The organism is Streptomyces sp. (assembly GCF_019510245.1).
In the GTDB taxonomy this organism is placed as follows: Bacteria; Actinomycetota; Actinomycetes; order Streptomycetales; family Streptomycetaceae; genus Streptomyces.
In genome coordinates this window covers 1-23132 of the sequence record NZ_JAEKKT010000118.1, presented here as the reverse complement: position 1 = coordinate 23132, position 23132 = coordinate 1, and the positions used below count along the sequence as shown (strand labels likewise).

Here is a 23132-nt window from a genome sequence, read left to right as displayed (position 1 = left end):
GCAGCTCGCGCGAATTCATCACAAACGTAACTCAGAGAAGTGCGGATGCGGCCCCCTTGAGCACCAGTCCGGCGCCCAGGGCCACGACCACGAGTGCCGAGACGAGCGGAATGGTCCTGCGGACCAGCGCCGCCATGGGGTGGGTGGTCCAGCGAGGGCGTTTGTCCATCACCCGAGTCATTCCCGTACCCAGCTTGACGACGGCGAACCCGGCGGCGGTCAGCGTCAGGGCGAGACCGATGCCGTAGGCGACCACCAGGAGCAGCCCGAACCAGGCCTGGCCGAGGGCGGCGGCGCCGACGAGCACGACCACGGCGGAGGGGCTCGGGACGAGGCCGCCGGCGAAACCGAGGAGGAGGGTGCCGCGGAGGGTGGGGGCCGTGGAGTGGGTGTGGGTGAACCCGCCGTGACTGTGCGGCATGTCGGTGTGGGCGTCATCGGGGGCTGCGCCCGCGGGCCCCCCTTCGGCCTGAACGGCCTCGTCCTCGAACGCCGGACGGGCTGAAGAATGTGGCTGGGCGCCGTGGTCATGGCCATGAGCGTGGTCGTGGTCATGAGGGTGGTCGTGCGTGTGGCCGTGGTCGTGCGTGGGGCCGTGGTCGTGTGTGTGGGCGCGGGCGTGCTCGGGTGCCCCCACCAGGGCAAGCTCACGCTTTCCGGTTGCCGCGTGCTCGTGATGGTGGTGATGGTGGCCGTGGGCGTGTACCTGCTCGTGGGTCCGGTTCCGCCAGGCCCTGCGGGTCAGGTTCGCGCCCGCCGCCAGGACCATGAGGCCGCTCGCGATGCCCAGCCAGGCGATCACCGAGGGTGTGGCCGCCGAGCCCGCCGTCACCAGGATGCCGAGGGCGACCACGCCGAGGGTGTGGGTGACCGTGACCGACGCGGCCAGCGGGAGGACGTCCCGGAGGCGGGCGCGGCCGCCGCGGGCCGCTGCCGTCGCCGCCATCAGGGTCTTGCCGTGCCCCGGTGCGAGGGCGTGCATCGCGCCGAGGCCGATCGAGATGAGGAGCGCGAGCACCGCGAAGCCGACGGTGAGGTGGTTGCGGGCGACCAGGTCGGTCAGGGCCTGGGTCCAGCGGTCGATGCCCCGGGGCAGGATCTCGGCGCCCGGGGTGTCCTGCCGTTCCTGCGCGAGGGCGGGGCCGCCGGGCCGCACGTGGATGGCGGCGGTGGTGATGTCGGCCGGGGAGGAGAGCAGGTCCTTGGGGTAGCTGGTGAGTTCGTGGGAGACGGACGTCTTCGGTACGTCCGTCCTCGTCAGGGTCATCCGGTCGCCGCGCGCCGTGATCTCCCGCCAGCCGGGCCCGGTGTCGGCGCCCGCGCTGTGGAAGGTGAGGGCGGCGGTCGTGCCCTTCGGAAGGGGCGCCGTGAAGCGGCACTCCACGCGGAGCGTGTTCAGCCCCGCCTGGCCCGGGCGGAGTTCGGCGTGGCTGGTCCGCACGGTCAGCGGGGTGGTACGGCCGTCGACGGTGAGCCTGCTGCCGTCGGCCGCCGTCGTGCAGCGCTGCTCGGCCCACTTCGCCGTGCCCAGCCGCTTCAGGTCGGGCTTGGCCTGGGTCGCCGGGATCTCGGCGAGGTCCTCGACGTGGTCGACGCGGAGCTGCCCGGGGGCGGCGACGAGACCGTCGTACTTGTTGACGGTGAAGTTGCCGAGCGGGTGGGCGCTCGCGGCCGCGGCGGGGAGGAGGGCCAGGGCGCAGGCCGTGCTGAAGAGGGCGGCGATCCGGCGGAGGTTCACTTCGTGGCCTCCAGCGCCTTGCGAGCCGCACGGGCGCCCAGCGGGGAGAAGCCCGGGTTGAGCTCGAGGGCCTTGGTGAGGGCGGCCCGGCCGGCCGCCTTCTCGCCGTCGGCCAGCTCGATCATGCCCTGGTGGTAGAGGAAGGAGGCGTTGCGGTAGCCGGTGGCGGTGGCCCGGCGGGCGTACGGCAGCGCTTCCTCGTCCTTGCCGTTGACGTGCAGCGCCCAGGCCAGCGCGTCCGCCGTGTGCACGGTGTGGCGGCGGGCCCACTCGGCGCGGGCGGCCTTCAGGGCCTCGGCCTTGTTGCCGTGGTCGGCGGCGGCGAGGGCGGTGTCGAGGTCGGCGTTGACGCCGTTGGCGCGGGCGAGCGCGATCCACGCCTCGACCAGCGCGTACTGGTCCTCGGCCTTCTGCTTGTCGCCCTTGGCGTTCCGGTCCTCGTACAACTCGCCGAGCTCGACGAGGGGCTGGGGGAGCGGGTAGCGGGAGACGACCAGTTCCATGCCCTTGATGGCGTCGGCCCGGTCGCCGGTCGCCGCCTGGGCACGGGCCCGGCCCTCCAGCGCGGGGAGGTAGTTCTCGTCGGCGGTCAGGGCGCGCGCGTAGTAGTCCAGCGCGCTCTGGTAGTCGCCCTGGTTCCAGGCGAGCAGGCCGAGCTGGGCGGCCACGTAGGAGATGTCGCCCTTCGAGGTCGCCGTGGACAGGGCCTGCTCCAGCACCCGGCGGGCGCCCTGCACGTCACCGCGCAGCTCCCGTACGTACGCGTACCGCGTGAACACCGGGACGCCCGGCTTGCGCCGGTCCGCCAGGTCGGCCGCCTTGCTCGCCTCGTCGTAGCGCCCGAGTTCGACCAGGGCGTCGATCCGGGAGGACAGGGCGTTCGCGTTGTACGGGTTCTGCTTCAGCGCCTGGTCCGCGTAGGTGAGCGCCGGCGCGAACTCGTGCCGGGCGGCGGCGAGCGCGGCCTCGGCGGCCAGTGCCTGGTCGTTGTCCGGGGTGATCCGGAGAGCGCGCTTGAGGGCCTTCTCGGCCTGCGGGTAGCGGGACGGGTCGCCCTTGGTGCGGGCCTGTTCGACGTAGGCGAGGCCGAGGGTGGCCCAGCTGTCGGAGTCCTTCGGCTGGGTACGGAGATGGGCCTGGAGGGAGGCGATCGTGGTGTCGAGGTCCCCGCTCGCCAGCAGCGCCGGGTCCACCGCGCTCGACGTGGCCACCGGCGCCGTGCCGCCGTCCCGCGAGGACCCGAAGGCGATCGCGCCGCCGGTCAGTGCGATCGCCATCAGCAGCGCCGAACCGGCGAGTTGGGCCCGCCGCCAGTTCCGCCCCGCGGCGGCGAACCGGCGCAGGGCGGTGACGCGCTCGTCGTCCTTCGTCTCGGCGGGCTGCTTGTCGTTCGTACCGGGGGCCATGCCCTCTCCTAGTAACTGTTCGCGCGGGGCGGCGCGGCCCGCGCCGTGGGGGATTGGGTGGGTGCGGGCCGCGCCAGTAGATGGGGGACGCCTCGAGCGCCCCGGAGGGGGGCGGGGAACTGCGCGACCGGCCACGCCGACCCGCAGTCACCCGACCGCCCTTGCCGGAACGGCGACTAGTACGGCCGCCGCATCCGCCGCCGCCACCAGCCGAACCCGGTGCCGATCAGCAGCACGCCCGCCGCGCCCGCGGCCGCCGAACCGGCGATCAGCGTCGTGTTGTTGTCGCCCGACCCCGTCAGGGCGTCGCCCAGCGCGCTCTTCGTGCTGCTGCCGGCCGCCTTGGCGATCTTGCCGCGCGAGCCGGCCGTCGGCTCGGCCACGTACGGGAAGTACTTCTCGAAGCTCTTGTCGTTCTTGTCGACGGCGTCGCCCAGGTCGTTCTTGGAACCGACCAGTTCGCCCTCCATGACCTGGAGCGCCTCGTCGATCACGTCGTCGGTGAGCCGACGTCCGTTCGGGAAGCCCGCGTTGTCACCGTCCAGGACACCGAGCCGCTTGGGCTTGGCGGTGGGCTTGATGGACGTGTTGAGGCGGAGCATCTCCGAGGGCTTCGCCTGCGGCTGCAGGGTGTTGAGGCCCTTGACGCCCGTCAGGAAGACGCTGACGAGGTCGTTGCGGGGCTCCGAGGGCGCCTTGATGTGGTAGATCGCCTCGATGAGCTTCGGCAGTTCCGGGTTGGTGACGTTCTTCAGGAACTGCGCGTCGTCCTTGGGCTGGGACGCGTTGAACTTGTCCTTGTCCTTCTGCGGGTTGACGACCTCGTTGACCAGCGGGTTGCCGAGGCGGGAGACCTGCGCGTAGTAGCCCTGCGCGTTCCTGCGCTGGGTCGTCGCGTAGATGCCGACGGTCGGACGCGACGCCGACTGCCGGATCAGGGAGTTCGGCACCTGGAGGGCGATCGTGTTGACGTTGTAGCCCTTGAGGGTGTCGTTGCCGACCTCGCTGAGGTTGCCGCCGTACAACAGGTCGAAGACGCGCAGGTCGGCGAAGAACGGGTCGTCGGCCTGGCCGGCGAAGGTCGCGCCGCCGTTCGAGGTCTTGTAGATGGCCTGCGAGCGCAGCTTCGCGTAGTCGGGCATCGACGCCTTGCCGACGTCCGACGGAGCCGCCGGGACGTTGTCGGCGATCCGTGTCTTGTACTGCTGCCTGCCGTTTTTGAGCTTGATCAGGTCGAGGTCGTACGACTGCGTGACGTTCAGGTCGGCGTCGTTCAGGCTGTCGACCACGCCCGTGTTGTAGAGGAACGTGTTCCTGTCCTTGATCTTGGTGTTGAAGGTGTAACGGAAGATCAGGTCGTCCTTCGCGTCACCGTTGTTGTCGATGTGGATGTCGTACTGGGCGTCGTCGGCGAACTGGTAGAAGTTCGGGCCGCCGGCCGGCTCCTCGAAGGGGATGTAGTCCGACACGATCGTGGTGGTGTCGGGCTTGTCCGGGCTGACGAACGCGTACAGGTCGGTGTTGTCGTACTGCGGGGTGCCCGAGATGAGCGGGGCCTCCCGGTGGGAGGAGGCGGAGGCCACCCCCGGTTCCAGCGCGGCGACGCTGGCGGCTGTGATCCCGCCGGTGGCCAGTGCCCCACAGATGAGGGTGACGAGGCCCTTGCGCCCCGCACCGCTCCTGGAGATTTGAGGTGTCATGCCGTCCGTCCCTCGGTCCCAACTTGCTTGACGGACGGGTATACGGAGCAGGAGGGCCGTTTGGATTGGTCGGAAGAAAAAAATCTTTTCTTCCTGCTCGACCCGCGTTTTTGCCTCCCGCATACGTACTTCTGCCGGAGGTGCGTCAGTTGCGAATGCCTGGTGTGGGAGGACGGGCCGGGTGCGGCCACAGAAGGGGGAACGGGGTGGACGCGGACGAACTGCTGGTGCTCGTGGCCGGCGGCGACCAGAAGGCGTTCGAGGACCTCTACGGACTGGTGTCCGGGCCGGTGTTCGGTCTCGTGCGCCGCGTGGTCCGCGACCCCGCCCAGTCCGAGGAGGTGGCCCAGGAGGTGCTCCTCGAACTCTGGCGCTCCGCCGCCAAATTCGACCCCGGCCGGGGCAGCGCCCTCTCCTGGATCCTCACCCTCGCCCACCGCCGCGCCGTCGACCGGGTGCGCAGCGCCCGCGCGGCCGGCGAACGCGAACAGCGCGAGGCGCTGCGGGCCGGCGAACCCGCCTTCGACCAGGTCGCCGAGACGGTGGAAGCAGGTCTGGAGCGCGAGTGGGTACGCCGCTGCCTGGACCGGCTCACCGCCCTGCAGCGCCAGTCCGTCACCCTCGCCTACTACGACGGCTACACGTACCGTGAGGTCGCCGAGCGGCTCAAGCTGCCGCTGGGCACGGTCAAGACACGGATGCGCGACGGACTCACCCGGCTGCGCGACTGCCTGGGAGGTGTGGCGTGAGCCTGGTCGGCCGCCTGCTGCACCGCGAGGACCTGCATTCGCTGGCCGCGCCCTACGCCCTGGACGCCCTGGAGCCCGGCGAGCGGCGCCGCTTCGAGAAGCACCTGAAGGACTGCGACAGGTGTGCCGAGGAGGTCCGGGCGCTGACCGAGGACGCGGTACGGCTCGCCTTCTCGGCGGCGGCCCCGCCGCCCCTGGCGATGCGCGACCGGGTGCTGGCCGCCGTCCGCGCCACCCCGCAGGAGCCGGCCCCCGGCCGGGAGCGCGTGCCCAACCTGCCGCCGCACGTCTGGGGCGCACAGCCCCCGCCGCCGCGCCGCCGCCCGCGCCCCCTGTTCGTGCCGTTCGCCACCGCCACCGCGGCCGCCGCGCTGGTCGTCGCCTCGCTGTTCGCTGTGCAGGCCGACCGGACGCAGAACCGGCTCGACGCCGAGCGGGCCCAGTCGAGTGAGATCGCCCACGTTCTCGCCGCGACCGACGCCCGTGCGACCAGCTACAAGGATGCCCAGGGCCGAAGTATCGGAGCGGTGGCCTCCGTGTCGGAGGGGCAGGCCGTCGTCACGCTCAGCGGATACGGCACCCCGTCCAACGGCCGCGTGCACCAGCTCTGGCTCATGCGCCCCCGGGCGCAACCGCGCTCCCTCGGGCTCTTCAGTGCCGACACGCCCCTGGTCGCCACCGGTCTGAGCAGATCGTCGACGTCACTCGCGGTGACCGTCGAGCCCGCCGGCGGGTCGGCGCAGCCCACCAGCCAGCCAGTTGTCCAACTCGCCCTGAAATCGGTTGGATTCGGAGAGTAGTCGAAGCGTAGTTCAAGAGGGGTCGTCAACACCCTTGCGGGGAAGGTGAATCCTGTGACCGTGATACACGAGTGCCCCGTCGGGGCGATAGGGTTACCCTGCCCGGGCCGGGTGGACTCGTACGGGTGGGGAGTGACATGGATCAGATAACACGCAGCAGGGCGAGGGTTCCTGCGATCACCTGCGGGAGCGGTGCGACCAGTTCGCGCCTCGACCGCCATCTGTCGGTGCTGGCGGGACCCGCCATACCGCAGCAGCAGGCGGTCGAGGCGACGTCGCTGATGCGTGAGCTGACCGCACGTGAGCCCGCGCAACGCAGTGACCGGGGCGCGCGGGTCAGCCGCGTCTCCCTCTTCGCGCCACTGCGTCGCCTGCGCCGTTCGCTGTTCGGCGGCAACAGGCACTGACCGCCTGACCGTCAGGCCCGCGCCCAGGCCGCCACACCGTCCCGGCGCAGCGCTGCGATCTCCGCGTCCGTCATCCCCACGGCACGCAGCAGCGCCTCGGTGTGCTGTCCGAGCGCGGGCACATCCCCCATCCGCGCCTCGTCCCCGCCCGGCAGCGTGATGGGCGGCAGCAACGCACGCAGCGGCCCGACCGGCGACCCCACTTCCCGCCACCGCTCCCGGGCCGCCAGTTGCGGATGGCCGGCCAGCTCGGGCAGATCCCGCAGCCGCGCGCACGCGATGCCCGCGGCCTCCAGCCGTGCCACCGCCTCGTCGGCGTCGACCGTCCGGAGGGCCGCCCCGACCAGTTCGTCGGTCCGCGCGCGGTTCGCCACCCGCGCCGCGTTCGTCGCGAACGCCGGATCCGCACCCAACTCCGTTTGCCCGATCACCTGTTCGGCCAGCCGACGCCACTCCCGGTCGTTCTGCACCGACAGCAGCACCCGCCCGCCGTCCGCGGTCGGGTAGGCGTCGTACGGCGCGATCACCGCGTGCGCCAGACCGGTGCGCTCGGGCGGCGTCCCGCCGTGCATCGTGTGATGCAGCGGATGCCCCAGCCACTCGGCCAGCGCCTCCAGCATCGACACCTCCACGGGCCCGCCCCGCCCGGTCGTCCCGCGCCGCACCAGCGCCGCGAGGACGCCCGAGAAGGCGTACATGGCCGCCGCGATGTCCGCCGCCGGGATCCCCGCCTTCACGGGCTGCTCCGGCGTCCCGGTGACCGACACCAGGCCCGCCTCGCACTGCACGAGCATGTCGTACGCGCGTTTGCCGGCGTACGGCCCCGACGCCCCGTAACCGGAGATGTCCACGGCGACCAGCCGGGGGTGCGCGGCGCACAGCGTGGCCGCGTCGAGCCCGAGCCGGGACGCGGCACCGTGGGCCAGGTTCTGCACGAAGACGTCCGCGTCCGCGACCAGCCGCCGTACGACGTCCAGGCCGCGCGGGTCCTTCAGATCCAGCGCGATGGACTCCTTGCCCCGGTTGCACCACACGAAGTGCGAGGCGAGACCGCGGGCGGCGGTGTCGTAGCCGCGGGCGAAGTCCCCGCCGTCCGTGCGCTCGACCTTGATGACCCGGGCGCCGAGATCGGCGAGCTGCCGGGTGGCGAACGGGGCGGCGACGGCCTGCTCGACGGCGACGACGGTGATGCCCTCCAGGGGCAGCGGGAGACGGTCCATGCGCTGGATCATGTCCGGTGACCGGCGGGTTTGTCAGCCGCGCCCGTACCGGCGGACGGCGAGGGGCAGGCAGACGGCGACGAGGACCAGGCTCCAGGCGAGCGACCCTGCGACGGGGTGCGCCACCGGCCAGGCCGCGCCGTCGGGTACGGGAGCGTTGCCGAAGAGGTCGCGGAGGGCGGTCGTCACCGCGCTGATCGGGTTCCATTCGGCGAGCGTGCGCAGCCAGCCCGGAAGGTTCCCGGTGGGAATGTAGGCGTTGGACAGCAGCGGCAGCACGAAGGTGGACGCGCCGAGCTGGCCGGCCGCCTCCTCGCTGCGGGTGAGCAGCCCGAGCCAGATGCCGACGGTCGTGCACGCGAACCGGAACAGGAGCAGCAGGCCCACCGCGCCGGCCGCCGCGGCCGCCGATCCCTCGACGCGCCAGCCCACGGCGAGCCCCACCAGGAGCAGGGGCACGGTACCCGCCGTGGTGACGACGAGGTCGGCCACCGCCTGCCCGAGCGGTACGGCGGCCCGGCTCACCGGCATGGACCTGAAGCGGTCCGTCACCCCTCGGTGGGTGTCCTGGGCGGCCTGGAACATCCCGGTCATCACCCCGCCCGCCGCGGTCGCGACCAGCAGTCCCGGGACGAGGAAGGAGCGGTACTCGGGGCCCGGCATCGCCAGCGCGCTGCCGAAGACGTAGCCGAAGAACAGCAGCATGTTGACCGGCATCAGCTGGGTGAGGACCGCGAGGCCGGGGCTGTTGCGGACCCGGCGCAGCTGCCGGCCCGTCATCGCGGCACCGTCGTACACGAGCGCACTCATGCGGGGCTTCCCGTCAGTCGGAGGAAAACGTCGTCGAGGCTCGGTGGACTGAGGCTGGCGTCGAGCAACAGGACACCCGCCGCGTCGAGTTCGCGCACCAGGCGGGGGAGGGTGAGGGTGGGGTCCGTGGTGACGGCGCCCACGGTGTGCCGGTCGTGGTCGAACTGCGGCTCCCTGCCGGTGAGCCGGTCGAGAACCGCGGCCGCCTTCGGCAGCGTGTCCCGGTCGGCGACCACTGCCTGCGCGTACCAGCCGATGAGCGCCTTCAGTTCGGCGGGAGAGCCGGTCCGGGCCACCCGGCCCCGGTCGATCAGCGCGATGTCGTCTGCGAGTTGGTCGGCCTCCTCCAGGTACTGCGTGGTGAGCAGCACCGTCGTGCCCTCGGCGGTCAGCTCGCGCACCGCTTCCCAGATGCCGTTGCGGCCGGCCGGGTCGAGGCCGGTGGTGGGCTCGTCGAGGAAGAGCACGGTCGGACGGCGGACCAGGCTCGCGGCGAGGTCGAGGCGGCGGCGCATACCGCCGGAATAGGTGGCTGCCTTGCGGTCGGCCGCCTCGGTGAGGCCGAAGCGGCCGAGGAGTTCGGCCGCCCGGTCGTCCGGTCTCCGCACCCGCAGCAGCCGGGCGAAGAGGCGCAGGTTCTCGCGGCCGGTGAGATCGCCGTCGACCGAGGCGTACTGGCCGGTGACGCCGATGCTGCGGCGCACGGCCGCCGGGTCCCGGACCACGTCGTGCCCCGCGATGCGGGCGGAGCCCGCGTCGGGCCGGAGGAGGGTGGCCAGCAGCCGTACGGCCGTGCTCTTCCCGGCCCCGTTCGGCCCGAGCAGTCCGCAGACCGTGCCCTCCCGGACGGCCAGATCGAGACGGTGCAGCGCTGACACCGCGCCGAAGCGCTTCTCCAGGCCTTCACTAAGTACAGCGTACGTAGTAGTCATGAGGCGACCATAGCGCACTACGTACGGTGTACGTAACTAGCATGGTGGGCGAGGTGATGATCGATGGCAGTCCGAGGGGCCGAACCCGGAGTGATCTGGGCCCGCCCGGAGCGCGCCGGGCGGGGGCCGAAGCCGACGTTCACCCGTGCCGACATCGCCGCCGCCGCGGTGCGCATCGCCGACGCGGAGGGGATGGACGCCGTGTCGATGCGGCACGTGGCGGCCGGGGTGGGGTGCGGGACGATGTCCCTGTACAACCACGTCCCCCGCAAGGAGGACCTGTACGAGCTGATGTTTGACGCGGTCAGCTCGGAGCACGAGCTCTGGGAGCCGACGGGGGACTGGCGGGCCGACATGATGCGGGTCGCCGAGCAGACGCGGGACCTGATGCGCCGGCATCCCTGGGTGCCGCGTCTGATGTCACCGGTCTACGGGTTCAGCCCGCACGCCCTGCGCTATCTGGAGCACTGTCTGGCCTGCCTGGATCCGCTGGACGTGTCGTACGGCACCAAGTTCGAGCTGATCGCCATGGTGAACGGTGTGGTCACGACCTATGTGCGCAACGAGATCGACACGGCCGAACGGGTGCGGAACCTGCCGTGGTCGGAGGAGCGGGAGAACGCGGTGCGCATCGCCTATCTCGGAGCGCAGATCGCCTCGGGGGCCTATCCGCGGATGGCGGCGGCGTTCGCGAGGGAATCGGGGGATTCGGGGGAATCGGCGCCGGTTGACATGGAGGGGGTTTTCCGGCGGGCGGTGGAGAGGGTGTTGGGTGGGTTCGCGACGTCCTAGCCTGCGGGTCGGTGGGGGCTTGGCGCGCAGTTCCTCCCCCAGCCTTCGGCCGGGGGCACCCCCGGCGCCCCTGAGTAACTCACAGCAGTGTTAGTTGACCCGCAGGGCCTTCTTCGGTGTGTTCCAGGATCGATGCCGGTTTGCGGGCCGTCTCCGGAGGCGGGAGCACGCCCGCCGCCGTCAGGTCCGTCGCGGTGATCCGGGCCTTGATGTCCAGCCCCGCCTGCTGGGACCGTACGTCCGCCAGCAGGGCCAGGACCGTGATCAGTTCCAGCAGTTCCGACGTCCATGACTGGGACCAGCCCGGAGGGTTGACGGCCGCCAGGGTTCCCCGTTGCGCCGTCTCCGTCGTCCGTGCCGTGAACCACGCCTCCAGGACCCGTACCTCGCCCGTCCTGAAGTCCCATGCCTCCGGCGGTACCGGGGAGATGCGCCCCTCGTCGAGGTGGAGGGCTTCCTCCTCGGTGTCGTAGAGGATCGTGAGGGGGCGCGCGGGAAGCGGGGCGCGGACGTACGGGCGGCGGCCGCCCGGGAGTCTGGGGCGGTCGCCGTCGCGGCGCAGCAGCCACAGGGCCCGGTGGCCGAGTTCCACGCCCTGTGCCCAGAGTCCGGGGTCGTCGGTGAGCGGGACGGTGCGGTCCGGGCGGATCGCGGTCAGGGCCCAGGCGAGGACGTCCGGCGGGGCGACGGCCCGGCCCAGCCGGTCGGCCAGGTGTTCCGGCAGTCCCGGCGCCAGGTTCGGCTCCGCGCCGCCCGGGCGGCGGTACAGCGGGCGGATACGGCCCGCGCGCAGGGTGGGGAGGAGGGAGGTCGCGAGCAGGGGCATGCCCTCCGCCGACTCCACCGCGAAGACCTGGTGGCCGTCCGCCACCCGCCACAGCTCCGGCCGGGCCGCGTCGATCAGGCGGTGGTCCGGGATCAGCCACTGTTCGTCGAACGGGGCGGTCAGGACGCGGACCGGAGCCGGGCAGGGGCCCGACGCGTCGGCGAGTGGTTCGGTGCCGCTGGGCTGGCCGGGGAGCTGGGCGACCGCGGAGTGGACGGTCCGGGCGCGTGTCGGCTCGAACAACGTCTCCCGGTCGGGGCCCTCGGCCTTGAGGAGGGCGTCCCAGCGGCTCTTCAGGGTCGCCGGGTCGGGGGCCGTCGGCCACCCCCGGCCCAGCCGCAGTGGTGCGACGGACCACGGCATGAGGTCCGCCAGCAGCGGAGCGTCGTCGTGCGTCACGCCCGGCATCGTACGACGACTTCAGGTGGCGTCGAGCGTGACCGTGAAGGAGAAGCGGTCGCCGCGGTAGTGGATGACCGCCAGGTCCAGGACCCGGCCGGCGGTGTCGTAGGTGACACCCGTGTAGTGCAGGATCGGGCTGAGGAGCGGGACTTGGAGCAGCCGGGCGGTCTCCGGGTCGGCCAGCCGGGCCGCCACCGTGTCCGTGATGCGGCCGATGTCCGCGCCGACCACGTCCCGGAGCACCTTGGTCATCGGCTGCCGGACCAGGTCCTCCGGGTCGATGCGCTCGGCCAGTTCGGGGCGGACGTGGTTGCGGGCGTGGTTGGTGGGCTCGCCGGTCTGCTCGTCGCTGCGGAGGCGGTGGTAGGCCGCCACCTCGGCGAGGTCCGGGAAGTACTCGGTGAGTTCGCCGGTGACGGGCACCGTGCCGTGCTCCAGCAGCTCCGCCGTCATCCCCGACTGCTGGGCCACGATCGCGTCCACCGAGCCGAGCAGCCGTACCGGGGTGCCGCGCCGGGCGTCCGGCTCGATGAAGGTGCCCCGGCGGCGGTGCCGGCTGATCAGGCCCTCGTCCTCCAGCTCCTTCAGCGCCTGCCGCATGGTCAGCACGCTGACGCCGTAGTGCTCCGCGAGCCGTTCCTCGGTGGGCAGCCGCAGCGGGTCCCGGGGCGAGCGGCCGAGTATCGAGGCACGCAGCGACTGCGACACCTGGTACCAGAGCGGCAGCTTGCGGTTGAGGACGATCGAGTCCGGGGCGAAGGAGGTCACGGGCCATCCGTACCGGTGGGGGATCTTCAGTGCAAGGGGCGGAAGTGCCGTTCCAGGCCCTGCCACACGTCGTCGTAGCGCTGCTGGAGGTGCCCGGCGGTCGCCGCCTGCGGGGTGAGCGTCACCGGCCAGCGGGTCTCGAACATGAAGGCCAGGCCGTCGTCCACCTTCTGGGGCTTCAGCTCGGCGGCGCTCGCCCGGTCGAACGTCTCCCGGTCCGGCCCGTGCGCCGACATCATGTTGTGCAGCGACCCGCCGCCCGGCACGAAGCCCCCCTTCCCGGCGGTCTTCGCGTCGTAGGCGCCCTCGATGAGCCCCATGTACTCGCTCATCACGTTCCGGTGGAAGTACGGCGGCCGGAAGGTGTTCTCGCCCACCAGCCAGCGCGGCGCGAAGACCACGAAGTCGACACCCGCCAGCCCCGGAGTGTCGGACGGGGACGTCAGCACCGTGAAGATCGACGGATCGGGGTGGTCGTAGGAGATGCTCCCGATCACATTGAAACGGCGCAGGTCGTAGGCGTACGGCACATGTGTGCCGTGCCAGGCGACCACGTCCAGTGGGGAGTGGTCATATGTGGCGGTCCACAGGTTGCCGCAGAACTTGTTGACCACCTCCACCGGGCCCTCGACGTCCTCGTAGGCGGCGACGGGGGCCCGGAAATCCCGCGCACCGGCGAGCCCGTTGGCGCCGATCGGGCCGAGGTCGGGGAGGCGGAAGGGCGAGCCGTAGTTCTCGCACACATAACCCCGGGCCGTGGCATCCAGCAGCTCCACACGGAAGCGGACCCCCCGGGGGATCAGCGCCACATGTCCCGGCTCCACATGCAGCAGGCCGAACTCCGTCCGCAGCAGCAGTCCGCCGCGTTCCGGGACGATCAGCAGCTCGCCGTCCGCGTCGGAGAAGATCCGCTCCATGGAGGCGTCGGCGTGGTAGAGGTGCACGGCCATGCCGGCGCGCTGGGTCGCGTCGCCGTTGCCGCCCAGGGTCCACAGCCCGGCGAGGAAGTCCGTGCCCGGCGAGGGCTGCGGGAGGGGGTCCCAGCGCAGCCGGTTCGGGTCCGGCGCGGTGTCCGTGAAGGGAGCGGTGCGCAGCCCGCCGTTGCCGGCGGCGCGGGTGAAGGCCGGGTGGGCGGCCGAGGGGCGGATCCGGTACAGCCAGGAGCGGCGGTTGTGGGCCCGAGGCTCGGTGAAGGCCGTACCGCTGAGCTGCTCGGCGTAGAGGCCGAGGGGGGTGCGCTGCGGGGAGTTGCGGCCCTCGGGCAGGGCGCCTGGCACCGCCTCCGAGGAGTGCTCGTTGCCGAACCCGGAGAGGTACGCCAGCCCTTCGGCGGTCTTCCGCGCCTCCTCGCGCGCTCGCTCGAACGCGCTCGCGCGGGAGGTACCCCCATCGCTCATGATCGCTCCCTGAACCTGCGTGGCATCGATTCCTATGCATCACCGTAGGATTGCGCGGAGGCGGGTGCAAGGGGGGCCGGGATCATCCCGGCGGCGGATGGCGAGAACCCGACTTCAGGGGGATCCGGTCCGCGGCGTGCTGTTCTACGCTCCGGGCATGTCGTGGACGCGTGGACTGCCGGGTGCGCTCGCGGTCTGCGTGCTGCTGCTGGTCGCGGCGGCGGGGTGCGGGAGCGGGAAGGCGCACGGGCAGCGGGCGACGGCGTCGCCCTCGCCGGCGGGCAAGATCCTCGCCGACACGGACGAGAACGGACGCCATTACCGCGAACTGGACAAGAAGCAGGCGCCCGAGGTGGGCACGGTGGTCACCCCGGACGCGTCCGGCGGCTGGGACGTACGGCTCGACGTGCACCGCTTCCGGTTCTCCCGGGCGGGCACCGCGGCGAAGGCGGTCGCCGGCCGGGGGCTCGCGTACCTCTTCGTGGACGGCGGCCTGGTGACGCGGCTGCGCACCCCTGACTACCACCTGGCCGCCGGCCTCGTCCCGCACGGCACCCACCACATCACCGCCCGGCTCTACGCCGACGACGGCACGGTCTGGGCCGTGCACGGCAAGCCGGTGGAGAGCACGGCGGACGTCACGGCCTCCGGTGCGGAGACGACGAAACCCACCGCTACCGGTACGACCGGGGCGGCCACCGGATGAGTGCATGGGCCATCCGTCCACGTACTGGGGGGCGAGGTTCACCCGATCCCGGCGGAAAGGCATCATGAAGCCCGTGCCCCCAGCGACATCGCTTCGCAAAGCGCCCGTACAGCGCCGCAGCGCCGAACGGCTGACCCGGATCCTCGACGCCTGTGCCGACCTCCTCGACGAGGTCGGCTACGACGAACTGAGCACCCGGGCCGTCGCGGTGCGCGCCGGGGTGCCCATCGGCTCGGTCTACCGCTTCTTCGGCAACAAGCGGCAGATGGCCGACGCCCTCGCCCAGCGCAACCTGGAGCGCTTCACCGAGCGGGTCACCGAACGGCTGAAGGAGGCACCGAAGGGCAACTGGCGGACGGCCATGGACGCGGTGCTCGACGAGTACCTGGCCATGAAACGCACCGCCCCCGGCTTCTCCCTCGTCGACTTCGGCAACCAGATCCCGGTCGGTGCCCGCCACTCCGAACCCAACCGCAGAGTCGCCGACCGGCTGACCGACCTCCTCTCCGGCTACCTGGGCCGCACCCCCGACGAGGCCCTGCGCCGCATCTTCCTGGTGGCCGTGGAAACCGCCGACACACTGGTCCACCTGTCCTTCCGGGTGGACCCGGAGGGCGACGAGGAGATCATCAGGGAGATGCGGGAGCTGCTGCGGGCGTATCTGGGCCGGGTGCTCGACTGAACAGGTCCCGGAGGAAGTCCCGTTGCTAGTCTGAGTGCACGCTGGGGTCGCGCACGGGGGGACGTATGGCTCGGGTGGTGTGCATCCACGGAATCGGCCGGCAGCACACGGGGGAGCGGGAGTTGCGCGGGGCATGGCACCCCGCTCTGTGCGACGGCCTGATCCGTGCCGGAGCCGTGACCGACCTCGCTGCGGACGACGTGCGGTGCGTCTTCTACGGCGACCTGTTCCGGCCGCCCGGACGCACCCTCGCACTCACCGACCCGCCCCTCGACGCCTCCGACGTCGCGGACGGCTTCGAGACCGACCTCCTGCTGGCATGGTGGGCGGAGGCGGCCCGGACGGACGGCACGGTACTGCCGCCCGACGCCCGTACCCTGGCGCGCACCCCCCAGGCCGTGCAGCGGGCCCTGAACGCCCTCAGCCGCTCCCGCTTCTTCGCGGGCGTCGCCCTGCGCGGACTCGTGCTCGACCTCAGGCAGGTGCGCGGGTACCTGTGCGATCCGGCGCTGCGGGACGCCGTCCAGCAGCGGGTCGCCGACGCGGTGACCGAGCGCACCCGGGTCGTGGTGGGCCACTCGCTCGGCAGCGTCGTCGCCTACGAGGCGCTGTGCGCCCGTCCGGACTGGCCGGTGCGCGCCCTGCTGACGCTGGGTTCGCCGCTGGGTGTGCGCAACCTGGTCTTCGACCGGTTGCGCACCGGCCCCGCCGGATCGCCCGGCGACTGGCCGGGCGCCGTACGGCAGTGGACCAATCTCGCGGACGCCGGGGACGTCGTCGCCCTGGTGAAGGACCTGCGGCCGCTGTTCGGCGAGCGGGTCAGGTGTCAGGTGGTCCACAACGGGGCACGGGCCCATGACGCGACGCGGTATCTCAGCACGGCGGAGGCCGGACGCGCGGTGGAGGAGGGGTGCCGGGAGACGGGGGAGGCCGGGGTATGAGCGACAGACGCCGGTGGGTGGGCCATGGACGCGGCACCGCGCCCCGCTGAGGCGACGGACGGCCCGGTACCGGGCACCTCGCGCCGCTTCCTCATCGCCGCCGCCGTCACCTCCGTCGCCGCGCACCCCGAGGCGGAGCGCGCGGAACTCGCCGACGACGTACGCCGGATCGAGGAACTCTTCCTCGGGCCGCTCGGCTACCGCCGGGGCACGGATCTCGCCCTCGACCCGACCCGCCGCCAACTCCAGGACGCACTGCGGGCGTTCGCCACCGCCCCGGACCGGAGCCCGGAGGACTACGTGGTCCTCTATCTCGCCACGCACGGGGTCACCGCCGAGCACAGCGGACGCCATTACCTGCTGCTGCACGACAGCGACGCCCGGGATCTGCGCGGCACCGCCCTGCCCACCGAGGACCTGGTCGCCCAGCTCTGGGAGGACACCCCCGTCGAGCGGCTCCTGGTGCTGATCGACGCCTGCTACTCCGAGGAGGGGGCCGACCGGGCGCTGCGTGGTGCGCTGGAGGCCCGCCGCTTCCGGGAGCCGGTCACCGAGCACGGCACCACCGGCCTGGTCCTCGTCTCGTCCTCGCGCCGCAAGGAGGAGGCGTACACCGGGGCCCTGTCGGCGGCCTTCGACCGGGCCGTGCGCCGCACGGCCACCGCCGGGCACGCGCCCGCGCACATCAGTCTCGAACACGTCATGGCGGCCATCCGCAGCGACCCCGAGGTCCCCGCCGCCCAGCGGCCCGTCTGGTCCCTCACCCACGCCACCGGGGACATCCCGGCCTTCCTCCCCAACCCCCGGCACGTACCCGGCTCCGCCGGGCTCAAGCTGGAGGAGATCGACCGCATCGTCGACCTCGGCGCCCGCGAACGCGGCGCCCGCGACCAGGACATGCGGGAGTTCTTCGTACCCCGCGCCCGCGGCACCGACGTGCCCACCGAGGACGTCTGGGACTTCACCGGCCGCCATGCGGCGCTGGGCGACATCACCACCTGGCTCGACCCGCGCCGGGTCGGCGAACGCCTGTGCGTGGTCACCGGGGACCCCGGGTCCGGGAAGTCCTCGCTGCTGGGCATGGTGGCCGTCCTCACCGACGACCACCGGCACGAGTCCGTACCCCGCACCGGGCTGCCCGCGCTGCTGCCCCGCCCCGGCGACGTGGACGTCCGGATCAACGCGAGCCATCTCTCCACCCGCCAGCTCCTGGACGCCCTGTCGGCGGCCGCGGGCTGCGCCGCCGACTCCCTGGGGGCGCTCACCGCGCACCTCCAGACCAGGACCCGCCCGCTCGTCGTCCTCGTCGACTCGCTGGACGAGGCGCTGGCCCCGCACGAGGCCGTCGACGAGTTGTTCCTCCCGCTCACCGACCCCGAACGCCGGCTCCAGCTGCGCCTGTTGATCGGAGCCCGCCCACACGTCGCCGCCCGCCTGGCCGCCGCCGGCCCGCGCATCGACCTCGACTCCGAGCGGTACGGCGACCCGGACGCCGTCCGCGCCTACACCCGCAAGCTGCTGTGCGCCGACGGCTCGGTCCTCAAGGCCGCCGTACCCCGGCTGGTGGACGAGATCGCGGAGGCGGTCGCGGAGGCCGCCGGCCGGTCCTTCCTGGTCGCCCGGATCACCGCCCGCACCATCGCCCGCGAACCCCGGCCGCCGGACCCGCACGACCGGCGCTGGCGTGACGGCCTTCCCCGGCTGCCCGGCGAGGCGATGGAACGCGACCTGGTGCAGCGCCTCGGCCCGTCGGCCGCCCGGGCCCGGGACCTCCTCCTCCCGCTCGCCTACGCCCAGGGCGCCGGCCTGCCCTGGGCCGGCATCTGGCCCCGGCTGGCCTCGGCGCTCACCGGCACGCAGTACAGCGACGAGCACATCGTCTGGCTGCGGCAGGCGGCGGGGTCGTACGTGGTGGAGAGCGTCGAGAGCGGAGGGTCGGTCTACCGGGTCTACCACCGCGCGCTCATCGAGTATCTGCGCGAGGGCCGGGACGCGGCGGCGATCCAGCGCACGGTGACCGAGGTGCTGCGGGACATCCGGCACCCCTATGTCCGGCGGTACCTGGCCCTGCACGCCGGCGCGGGCGGGGTCCTCGACCCCCTGGTCCAGGACGCGGCCTTCGTACTGGGCGCCGAGCCGGGCCCGCTGCTCGCCGCCCTGCCCGGCCTCCGCACCCGGGAGGGCCGTCGCGCCGGGCAGGCGATACGCGACCTGGAGGAGCGGCTGCGGGACCGGGCGGGCGCCGGCGCGGACCCGCGGATCAGGGCGGAACTGCGGCTGGCGGCGGTGTGCCGCAGGGCGCAGCCCTTGGCGGACTCCTGCGACGCCGGGGAGGGCGAGCTGCCGTGGCGGGCACGCTGGGCGGCGTGGAACCCGCACGAAGGCAACCGGCGGTACGCGGGGATGATGTACGGGGTCGGGAACGGGGTGGTGGTGCCCGAGCGGTACGGTGCCCGGTTCCTGGACCTGTCGCCCTGGGACGGTGCGATGTGGTGCGACCTGGACAGTGGCACCTGGCAGGCGGTGCACCCCCAGCGGGGCGACCCGTACGCGTGGACGATCACGGCGACACCCCAGGTGGACGGCGCGGCGGCCGGCCTGACCTGGACCACACGCCTGGCGATCGAGGACGAGAAGATCGTCACGAGGAACTACGCGCGGCTGCTCCACCTGTGGGGCGCCTTCGGACGGCAGACCTGGCTGCTTCCGCCCGGCCCGGCGGACACGGAATCCGAACGGCGCGTTCCGGAGCCGCCGTCGGAGGTGGCCGTACTCGCGGGGGCCGACGGGCGGGCCGGCGTGGCGGCGCTGCGGCTCGACGGTGGGCTGCTCGTCTACCGGCTCGGCGCCACCCGCGCCCACCCTCCGCTGACGCGCACACAACGCCGGGCGCTGTGGGACTTCCAGATCAGCAGCTGGGAGGAGCGTGCGGAGGAACTGTCGGCCGAGTTCCTCCTCGCCCTCACGCCCGAGGGCCCGGGCACCCGGATCACCGCGTGCGCCGCGCCCGGGGGACTGCCGGACCTGACGCTGCTGCTGGGGTACGAGGACGGGCGGGTGGTGCCGTTCGACGCGGAGAGCAGCACATCGGGCGTCGAGGTGAACACCGGGCACGAGGGGCCGGTCACCCGGATCGAGTGGGTGGCCGGCCATCCGCAGGGCAGCCTCTTCGTCACCGCGGGCGACGACCACACGGTCCGGCTGTCCGCCGTCGCCACCCGCGGGCCGCTGCGGACCCTGTTGCGGAGCGCCTTCGCCGTCGCGTCCTTCGCGGTGCACCGGGTCGGCCGGCAGTGGATCGTCGCCGTGGTCACGGCCGACGGCCAGCTGCACCGGATCGACCTGGACAGCGGCCGTCCGATCGGTCTGCCCCTGCGGGTCGACGCCGGCACCGCGAGCCGGGTGGCCGCTTTCGACTTCGGACCCACCGCCTGTGTCTCCGTGCAGGGGAACAACAGCGGTCTCCAACTCTATGACCTGGTGTCCGGGGAACGGGTGGGCGGTCAGGTCCGCAGACACGCCGCCGCGGCCGTCTGCGCGGCGGGTAGCACGGTCTGCGCGGGGGGCTCCGACGGGGTGGTACGGCTCTGGCCCTCCGTCCACGCCGCCGACTCGGTGCAGATCAACGCGCACGAAGGCTCGTTGCTGGCGGCCGGCGAGATCCGCGGACCGGGCGGCGCGCCCGCGCTGCTCACGGTCGGTGCGGACGCCCGGATCCGCTGCTGGGACCTGGACCGGCCGCACGAGCTGTGGCGCCGCCGGGTCCTCGACCCGGGCCCCTGGGAGGTCCCGCTCATCGGCTGCGCCACCGTCGGACACACGGCGGACGGCCGGTCCTACGTGGTCACCGCAGAGCACGGTGGCCGGGTCGCGGTCCTCGTGCTGCGGGGCGGACTCCCGGTGGCCGAGCAGGAGTTCACCCTTCCCGAGATCGTCACCGCCGTCACGGCCGGCCGGGTCCGGGACCGGGACGTGGTGGTCGTCGGCACCGGATCCGGCAGGATGTTCTGCTGGGACGTGGGTGCGGGACGGATGTACGCGTCGGGGCCGGCCCCGGACGAGCCGGTGTGGCTCACGGCGCTCGCCCTCGCCCCCGACGGCACGGGGCGGCTCGCGGCCGGCGCGTTCGACGGATCCGTTCGGGAGTGGTCGCTGCCGGGGTACCGGCCGCTCGGACCGGCCCGTTCCGCACACCGGGGCACGGTCCTCGCCCTGGCCCACGCCGGCGGCCGGCTCTTCGGCTGCGGCACGGACTCCCGGCTGGTGTGCCTGGACGACGGCTGGGAGCGGCGGATGCCGCAGCCCGTCGGCTCTCTGCACGCCACCCGCGACGGCCTGCTCTGCGGTGACGAGCAGGGACAGGTCTGGCAGGTGCGGGAGAGCGCCGAGGGCCGGCGTGTGGTGGAACTGCTGGACGCCGTACGGCCCGTGTCGGCGGTGGCGGCGGTGGCGCTGGACGGGGGTCTGACGGTCGTCGCGGGCAGCGCCGACGGGTCGCTCCAGGTACGGGACGGCGAGACCGGGGCGTTGCTGCGGCGGCTGCGCCCGGTCAGCGGCGGCGGGGTGGAGCAACTCGCCACCGTCGCCTGGCGGTCGCCCGGCCGGGCGGTCCGCCCGCTGCTGTTCGCCCGGGGCACCGACGGCCTGCTGGAATACTGGGACTTCGGAACCCGCGGAGCCATCGCCTCCGCGGGACGGCCCCTGGTCACGCCGGTACCGCACCAGCGCCGGGAACGGGTGCGGCTGGCCGCGCTCCCGGACGGCCCGGATGCCCAGGCGCTGCTCTCGCTGGCGGTCTGGGACGCGCGGCCCAATCCGCTGCTCTACGGCACCGCCCCCGACCTCCATGTCGCCGTCCACGACATCGCCCACGGACCCCGGTACGACCAACCGTGTTCGGCCGAGGCGGAGGAGACCGAGGTCGGCGCGGTGCGGGCGGTGCGCTGCGCGGGCCGGCTGCTGGTCCTGGTCCACGTCGCCGGGGTGGGCGTCCGGGTGCTGGACACGTCGACCCGCCGCTGGGCGGTTCTGCACGGGCTGGACATGGCCGAGGCGTTCACCCTGACGGGGCCGGGCGGCGACGAACTCCTGCTGACCGGCGGGCACCACACCCGCATCATCACGTGGGAGTCCCTGCTGCCCCGTTTCACCGGTCCCGGCGAGCGCCCGCCCCCGCAACGTCCCGCCACGGGCGCACGTCGCCTCTACCGCCGCCGGCCCTCGCCGCCGCCCGTGGCCCACGAGCACGTCACACGAGTGGACGTCGACCACGCCGCCCTCCTGCCGGACGGCGGATGCTACGCCGTGGCGAGCAGGGACGCGGTCGTCGTCATGGGCACCCGCACCGGCACCGTCCACCGGGAACTGGACCTTCCCTCCCCGTGCACCGCCCTCACCGCCGGCCCCCGGGGCGAACTCGTCGTCGGCACCCGCAACGGAATCATCCTCTTCGACTGAAGCGCCTCCCGCCGGGTGCCGGCACCTCACCCCGGCCGCCTGCGCGCGGGCTTCCCACCTCACCTCGGCCGGGGACTCCCCACGCGACATACCGATCGGTATGCTCGGGGCGAGTTCCGTGACCTCCAGGAGGCCCCCATGCCCCGCACCGCCCTCCGCATCTGCCCCCTGTGCGAGGCCACCTGCGGCCTGACCCTCAGCATCGAGGGCACCCGCGTCACCGGAGCCCGCGGTGACCGCGAGGATGTCTTCAGCAAGGGGTTCATCTGCCCGAAGGGCGCCTCCTTCGGCGCCGTCGACGGCGACCCCGACCGGCTGCGCACCCCCCTCGTCCGCAGGGACGGCGAGCTGCGCGAGGCCACCTGGGCGGAGGCCTTCGACGCGGTCGCCGCCGGCATCCGTGGCGTCGTCGAGCGGTACGGCCCGCACTCCGTCGGGGTCGTCCTCGGCAACCCCAACGTCCACACCGTGGCCGGCGGCCTCTACCCGCAGGTCCTGGTCGGCGCCCTCGGCACCCGCAGCGTCTTCACCGCGTCCACGGTGGACCAGATGCCCAAGCACGTCTCCAGCGGGCTGCTCTTCGGCGACGCCAACGCCATACCGGTGCCCGACCTCGACCGCACCGACCACCTCCTCCTCATCGGCGCCAACCCCCTGGAGTCCAACGGGAGTCTGTGCACCGCCCCGGACTTCCCCGGCAAGCTCAAGGCGCTCAAGGCCCGCGGCGGCACCCTCACCGTCATCGACCCGCGCCGCACCCGCACCGCGAAGCTCGCCGACCGGCGCCTCGCCATCCGGCCGGGCGCCGACGCCCTGTTGCTCGCCGCGATGGCCCAGGTCCTCTTCGAGGAGGGCCTGGTGGACCTCGGGCACCTCGCCCCGCACGTCGAGGGGCTCGACGAACTCCGCGCCGAGCTCGGGGACTTCACCCCGGACGCGGTCGCCGAGGCCTGTGACGTCGACGCCGGGACCATCCGCGTCCTCGCCCGCGAACTCGCCGCCGCGCCGACGGCCGCCGTGTACGGCCGGATCGGCAGCTGCACCGTGCCGCACGGCACCCTCGCCAGCTGGCTCGTCGACGTCCTCAACATCCTCACCGGCAACCTCGACCGGCCCGGCGGCGCGCTCTTCCCGCAGGCCGCCACCGACCGGACCCCGCGACCGGCCGGTCCCGGCCGGGGCTTCGCGCTCGGGCGCTGGCACTCCCGGGTCAGCCGGCACCCCGAGGCGAAGGGCGAGTTGCCGCTCTCCGCGCTCGCCGAGGAGATCGACACCGCGACGGCACAGGGCGAGCCCATCCGGGCGCTGATCGCCGTCGCCACCAACCCCGTCCTCTCCGCCCCGGACGGCGACCGCCTCGACAAGGCCCTGGACTCCCTCGACTTCATGGTCAGCGTCG

General features: G+C 73.0%; 18 protein-coding genes. 9 read left to right on the top strand and 9 right to left on the bottom strand.

The genetic code is table 11. The features are described 5' to 3' along the window. Positions 1–31: 31 nt before the first annotated feature. From JF597_RS09665 to JF597_RS09655, 3 genes are all read right to left on the bottom strand, one after another. The gene (locus JF597_RS09665) at positions 32–1738 is read right to left on the bottom strand and encodes a nickel transporter (RefSeq protein ID WP_293991817.1); all 1707 of its coding nucleotides are present in this window, start codon (positions 1736–1738) and stop codon (positions 32–34) included. Then, positions 1735–3144 (bottom strand): tetratricopeptide repeat protein, encoded by a 1410-nt coding sequence (locus JF597_RS09660; protein WP_293991816.1) that lies wholly within the window; start codon positions 3142–3144, stop codon positions 1735–1737. The genes JF597_RS09665 and JF597_RS09660 overlap by 4 nt, the downstream gene beginning before the upstream one ends. Positions 3145–3320: 176 nt before the next feature. Next, the gene (locus tag JF597_RS09655) at positions 3321–4844 is read right to left on the bottom strand and encodes a DUF4331 domain-containing protein (protein WP_293991814.1); all 1524 of its coding nucleotides are present in this window, start codon (positions 4842–4844) and stop codon (positions 3321–3323) included. A 206-nt stretch (positions 4845–5050) separates the two neighbouring features. On the opposite strand from JF597_RS09655, the gene JF597_RS09650 reads away from it, so the two are divergent. The 3 genes from JF597_RS09650 to JF597_RS09640 all read left to right on the top strand — a co-directional run bounded on the left by JF597_RS09650 (position 5051) and on the right by JF597_RS09640 (position 6800). Then, positions 5051–5593 carry a sigma-70 family RNA polymerase sigma factor gene (locus JF597_RS09650; protein WP_293991811.1) on the top strand — a complete coding sequence of 181 codons (543 nt, stop codon included), beginning with the start codon at positions 5051–5053 and terminating at the stop codon, positions 5591–5593. Then, entirely contained in the window at positions 5590–6393 is an 804-nt protein-coding gene (locus tag JF597_RS09645; RefSeq protein WP_293991809.1) for an anti-sigma factor, read from the top strand. Before JF597_RS09650 ends, JF597_RS09645 begins: the two co-directional genes overlap by 4 nt. A 137-nt stretch (positions 6394–6530) precedes the next feature. Beyond that, positions 6531–6800: a hypothetical protein gene (locus tag JF597_RS09640; protein ID WP_293991807.1), complete on the top strand. Its 270-nt coding sequence runs from the start codon at positions 6531–6533 to the stop codon at positions 6798–6800. 11 nt (positions 6801–6811) lie between these two features. On the opposite strand, the gene JF597_RS09635 is transcribed toward JF597_RS09640, so the two are convergent. The 3 genes from JF597_RS09635 to JF597_RS09625 are packed head-to-tail and all read right to left on the bottom strand — an operon-like array spanning position 6812 to position 9762. Continuing rightward, positions 6812–8020: a CaiB/BaiF CoA-transferase family protein gene (locus tag JF597_RS09635; RefSeq protein WP_293991805.1), complete on the bottom strand. Its 1209-nt coding sequence runs from the start codon at positions 8018–8020 to the stop codon at positions 6812–6814. A 33-nt stretch (positions 8021–8053) separates the two neighbouring features. Then, the gene (locus JF597_RS09630; protein ID WP_293991803.1) at positions 8054–8830 is read right to left on the bottom strand and encodes an ABC transporter permease; all 777 of its coding nucleotides are present in this window, start codon (positions 8828–8830) and stop codon (positions 8054–8056) included. Beyond that, complete coding sequence (locus JF597_RS09625) at positions 8827–9762, bottom strand: ATP-binding cassette domain-containing protein (protein WP_293991800.1); 936 nt, start codon at positions 9760–9762, stop codon at positions 8827–8829. The genes JF597_RS09630 and JF597_RS09625 overlap by 4 nt, the downstream gene beginning before the upstream one ends. 63 nt (positions 9763–9825) lie before the next feature. On the opposite strand from JF597_RS09625, the gene JF597_RS09620 reads away from it, so the two are divergent. Continuing rightward, positions 9826–10554, top strand: a complete 729-nt coding sequence (locus JF597_RS09620) for a TetR/AcrR family transcriptional regulator (protein ID WP_293991798.1) — start codon at positions 9826–9828, stop codon at positions 10552–10554. A gap of 79 nt (positions 10555–10633) precedes the next feature. On the opposite strand, the gene JF597_RS09615 is transcribed toward JF597_RS09620, so the two are convergent. The 3 genes from JF597_RS09615 to hmgA are packed head-to-tail and all read right to left on the bottom strand — an operon-like array spanning position 10634 to position 13947. Continuing rightward, entirely contained in the window at positions 10634–11788 is a 1155-nt protein-coding gene (locus JF597_RS09615) for a type ISP restriction/modification enzyme (protein ID WP_293991796.1), read from the bottom strand. Positions 11789–11800: 12 nt separating this feature from the next. Next, entirely contained in the window at positions 11801–12550 is a 750-nt protein-coding gene (locus JF597_RS09610) for a GntR family transcriptional regulator (RefSeq protein WP_293991794.1), read from the bottom strand. A gap of 26 nt (positions 12551–12576) precedes the next feature. After that, complete coding sequence (gene hmgA, locus JF597_RS09605) at positions 12577–13947, bottom strand: homogentisate 1,2-dioxygenase (RefSeq protein WP_293991792.1); 1371 nt, start codon at positions 13945–13947, stop codon at positions 12577–12579. Between the two features lie 157 nt (positions 13948–14104). On the opposite strand from hmgA, the gene JF597_RS09600 reads away from it, so the two are divergent. The 5 genes from JF597_RS09600 to JF597_RS09580 form a co-directional block, all read left to right on the top strand. Next, positions 14105–14653: a hypothetical protein gene (locus JF597_RS09600; RefSeq protein ID WP_293991789.1), complete on the top strand. Its 549-nt coding sequence runs from the start codon at positions 14105–14107 to the stop codon at positions 14651–14653. A 64-nt stretch (positions 14654–14717) separates the two neighbouring features. Further along, complete coding sequence (locus tag JF597_RS09595; RefSeq protein WP_293991786.1) at positions 14718–15335, top strand: TetR/AcrR family transcriptional regulator; 618 nt, start codon at positions 14718–14720, stop codon at positions 15333–15335. 65 nt (positions 15336–15400) lie between these two features. Continuing rightward, the gene (locus JF597_RS09590) at positions 15401–16276 is read left to right on the top strand and encodes a hypothetical protein (RefSeq protein WP_293991784.1); all 876 of its coding nucleotides are present in this window, start codon (positions 15401–15403) and stop codon (positions 16274–16276) included. Between the two features lie 24 nt (positions 16277–16300). Further along, positions 16301–21733 carry a caspase family protein gene (locus JF597_RS09585; protein WP_293991782.1) on the top strand — a complete coding sequence of 1811 codons (5433 nt, stop codon included), beginning with the start codon at positions 16301–16303 and terminating at the stop codon, positions 21731–21733. 138 nt (positions 21734–21871) lie between these two features. Further along, positions 21872–23132: molybdopterin-dependent oxidoreductase (locus JF597_RS09580; protein ID WP_293991780.1), on the top strand; the 1261-nt coding region annotated here is incomplete at its 3' end.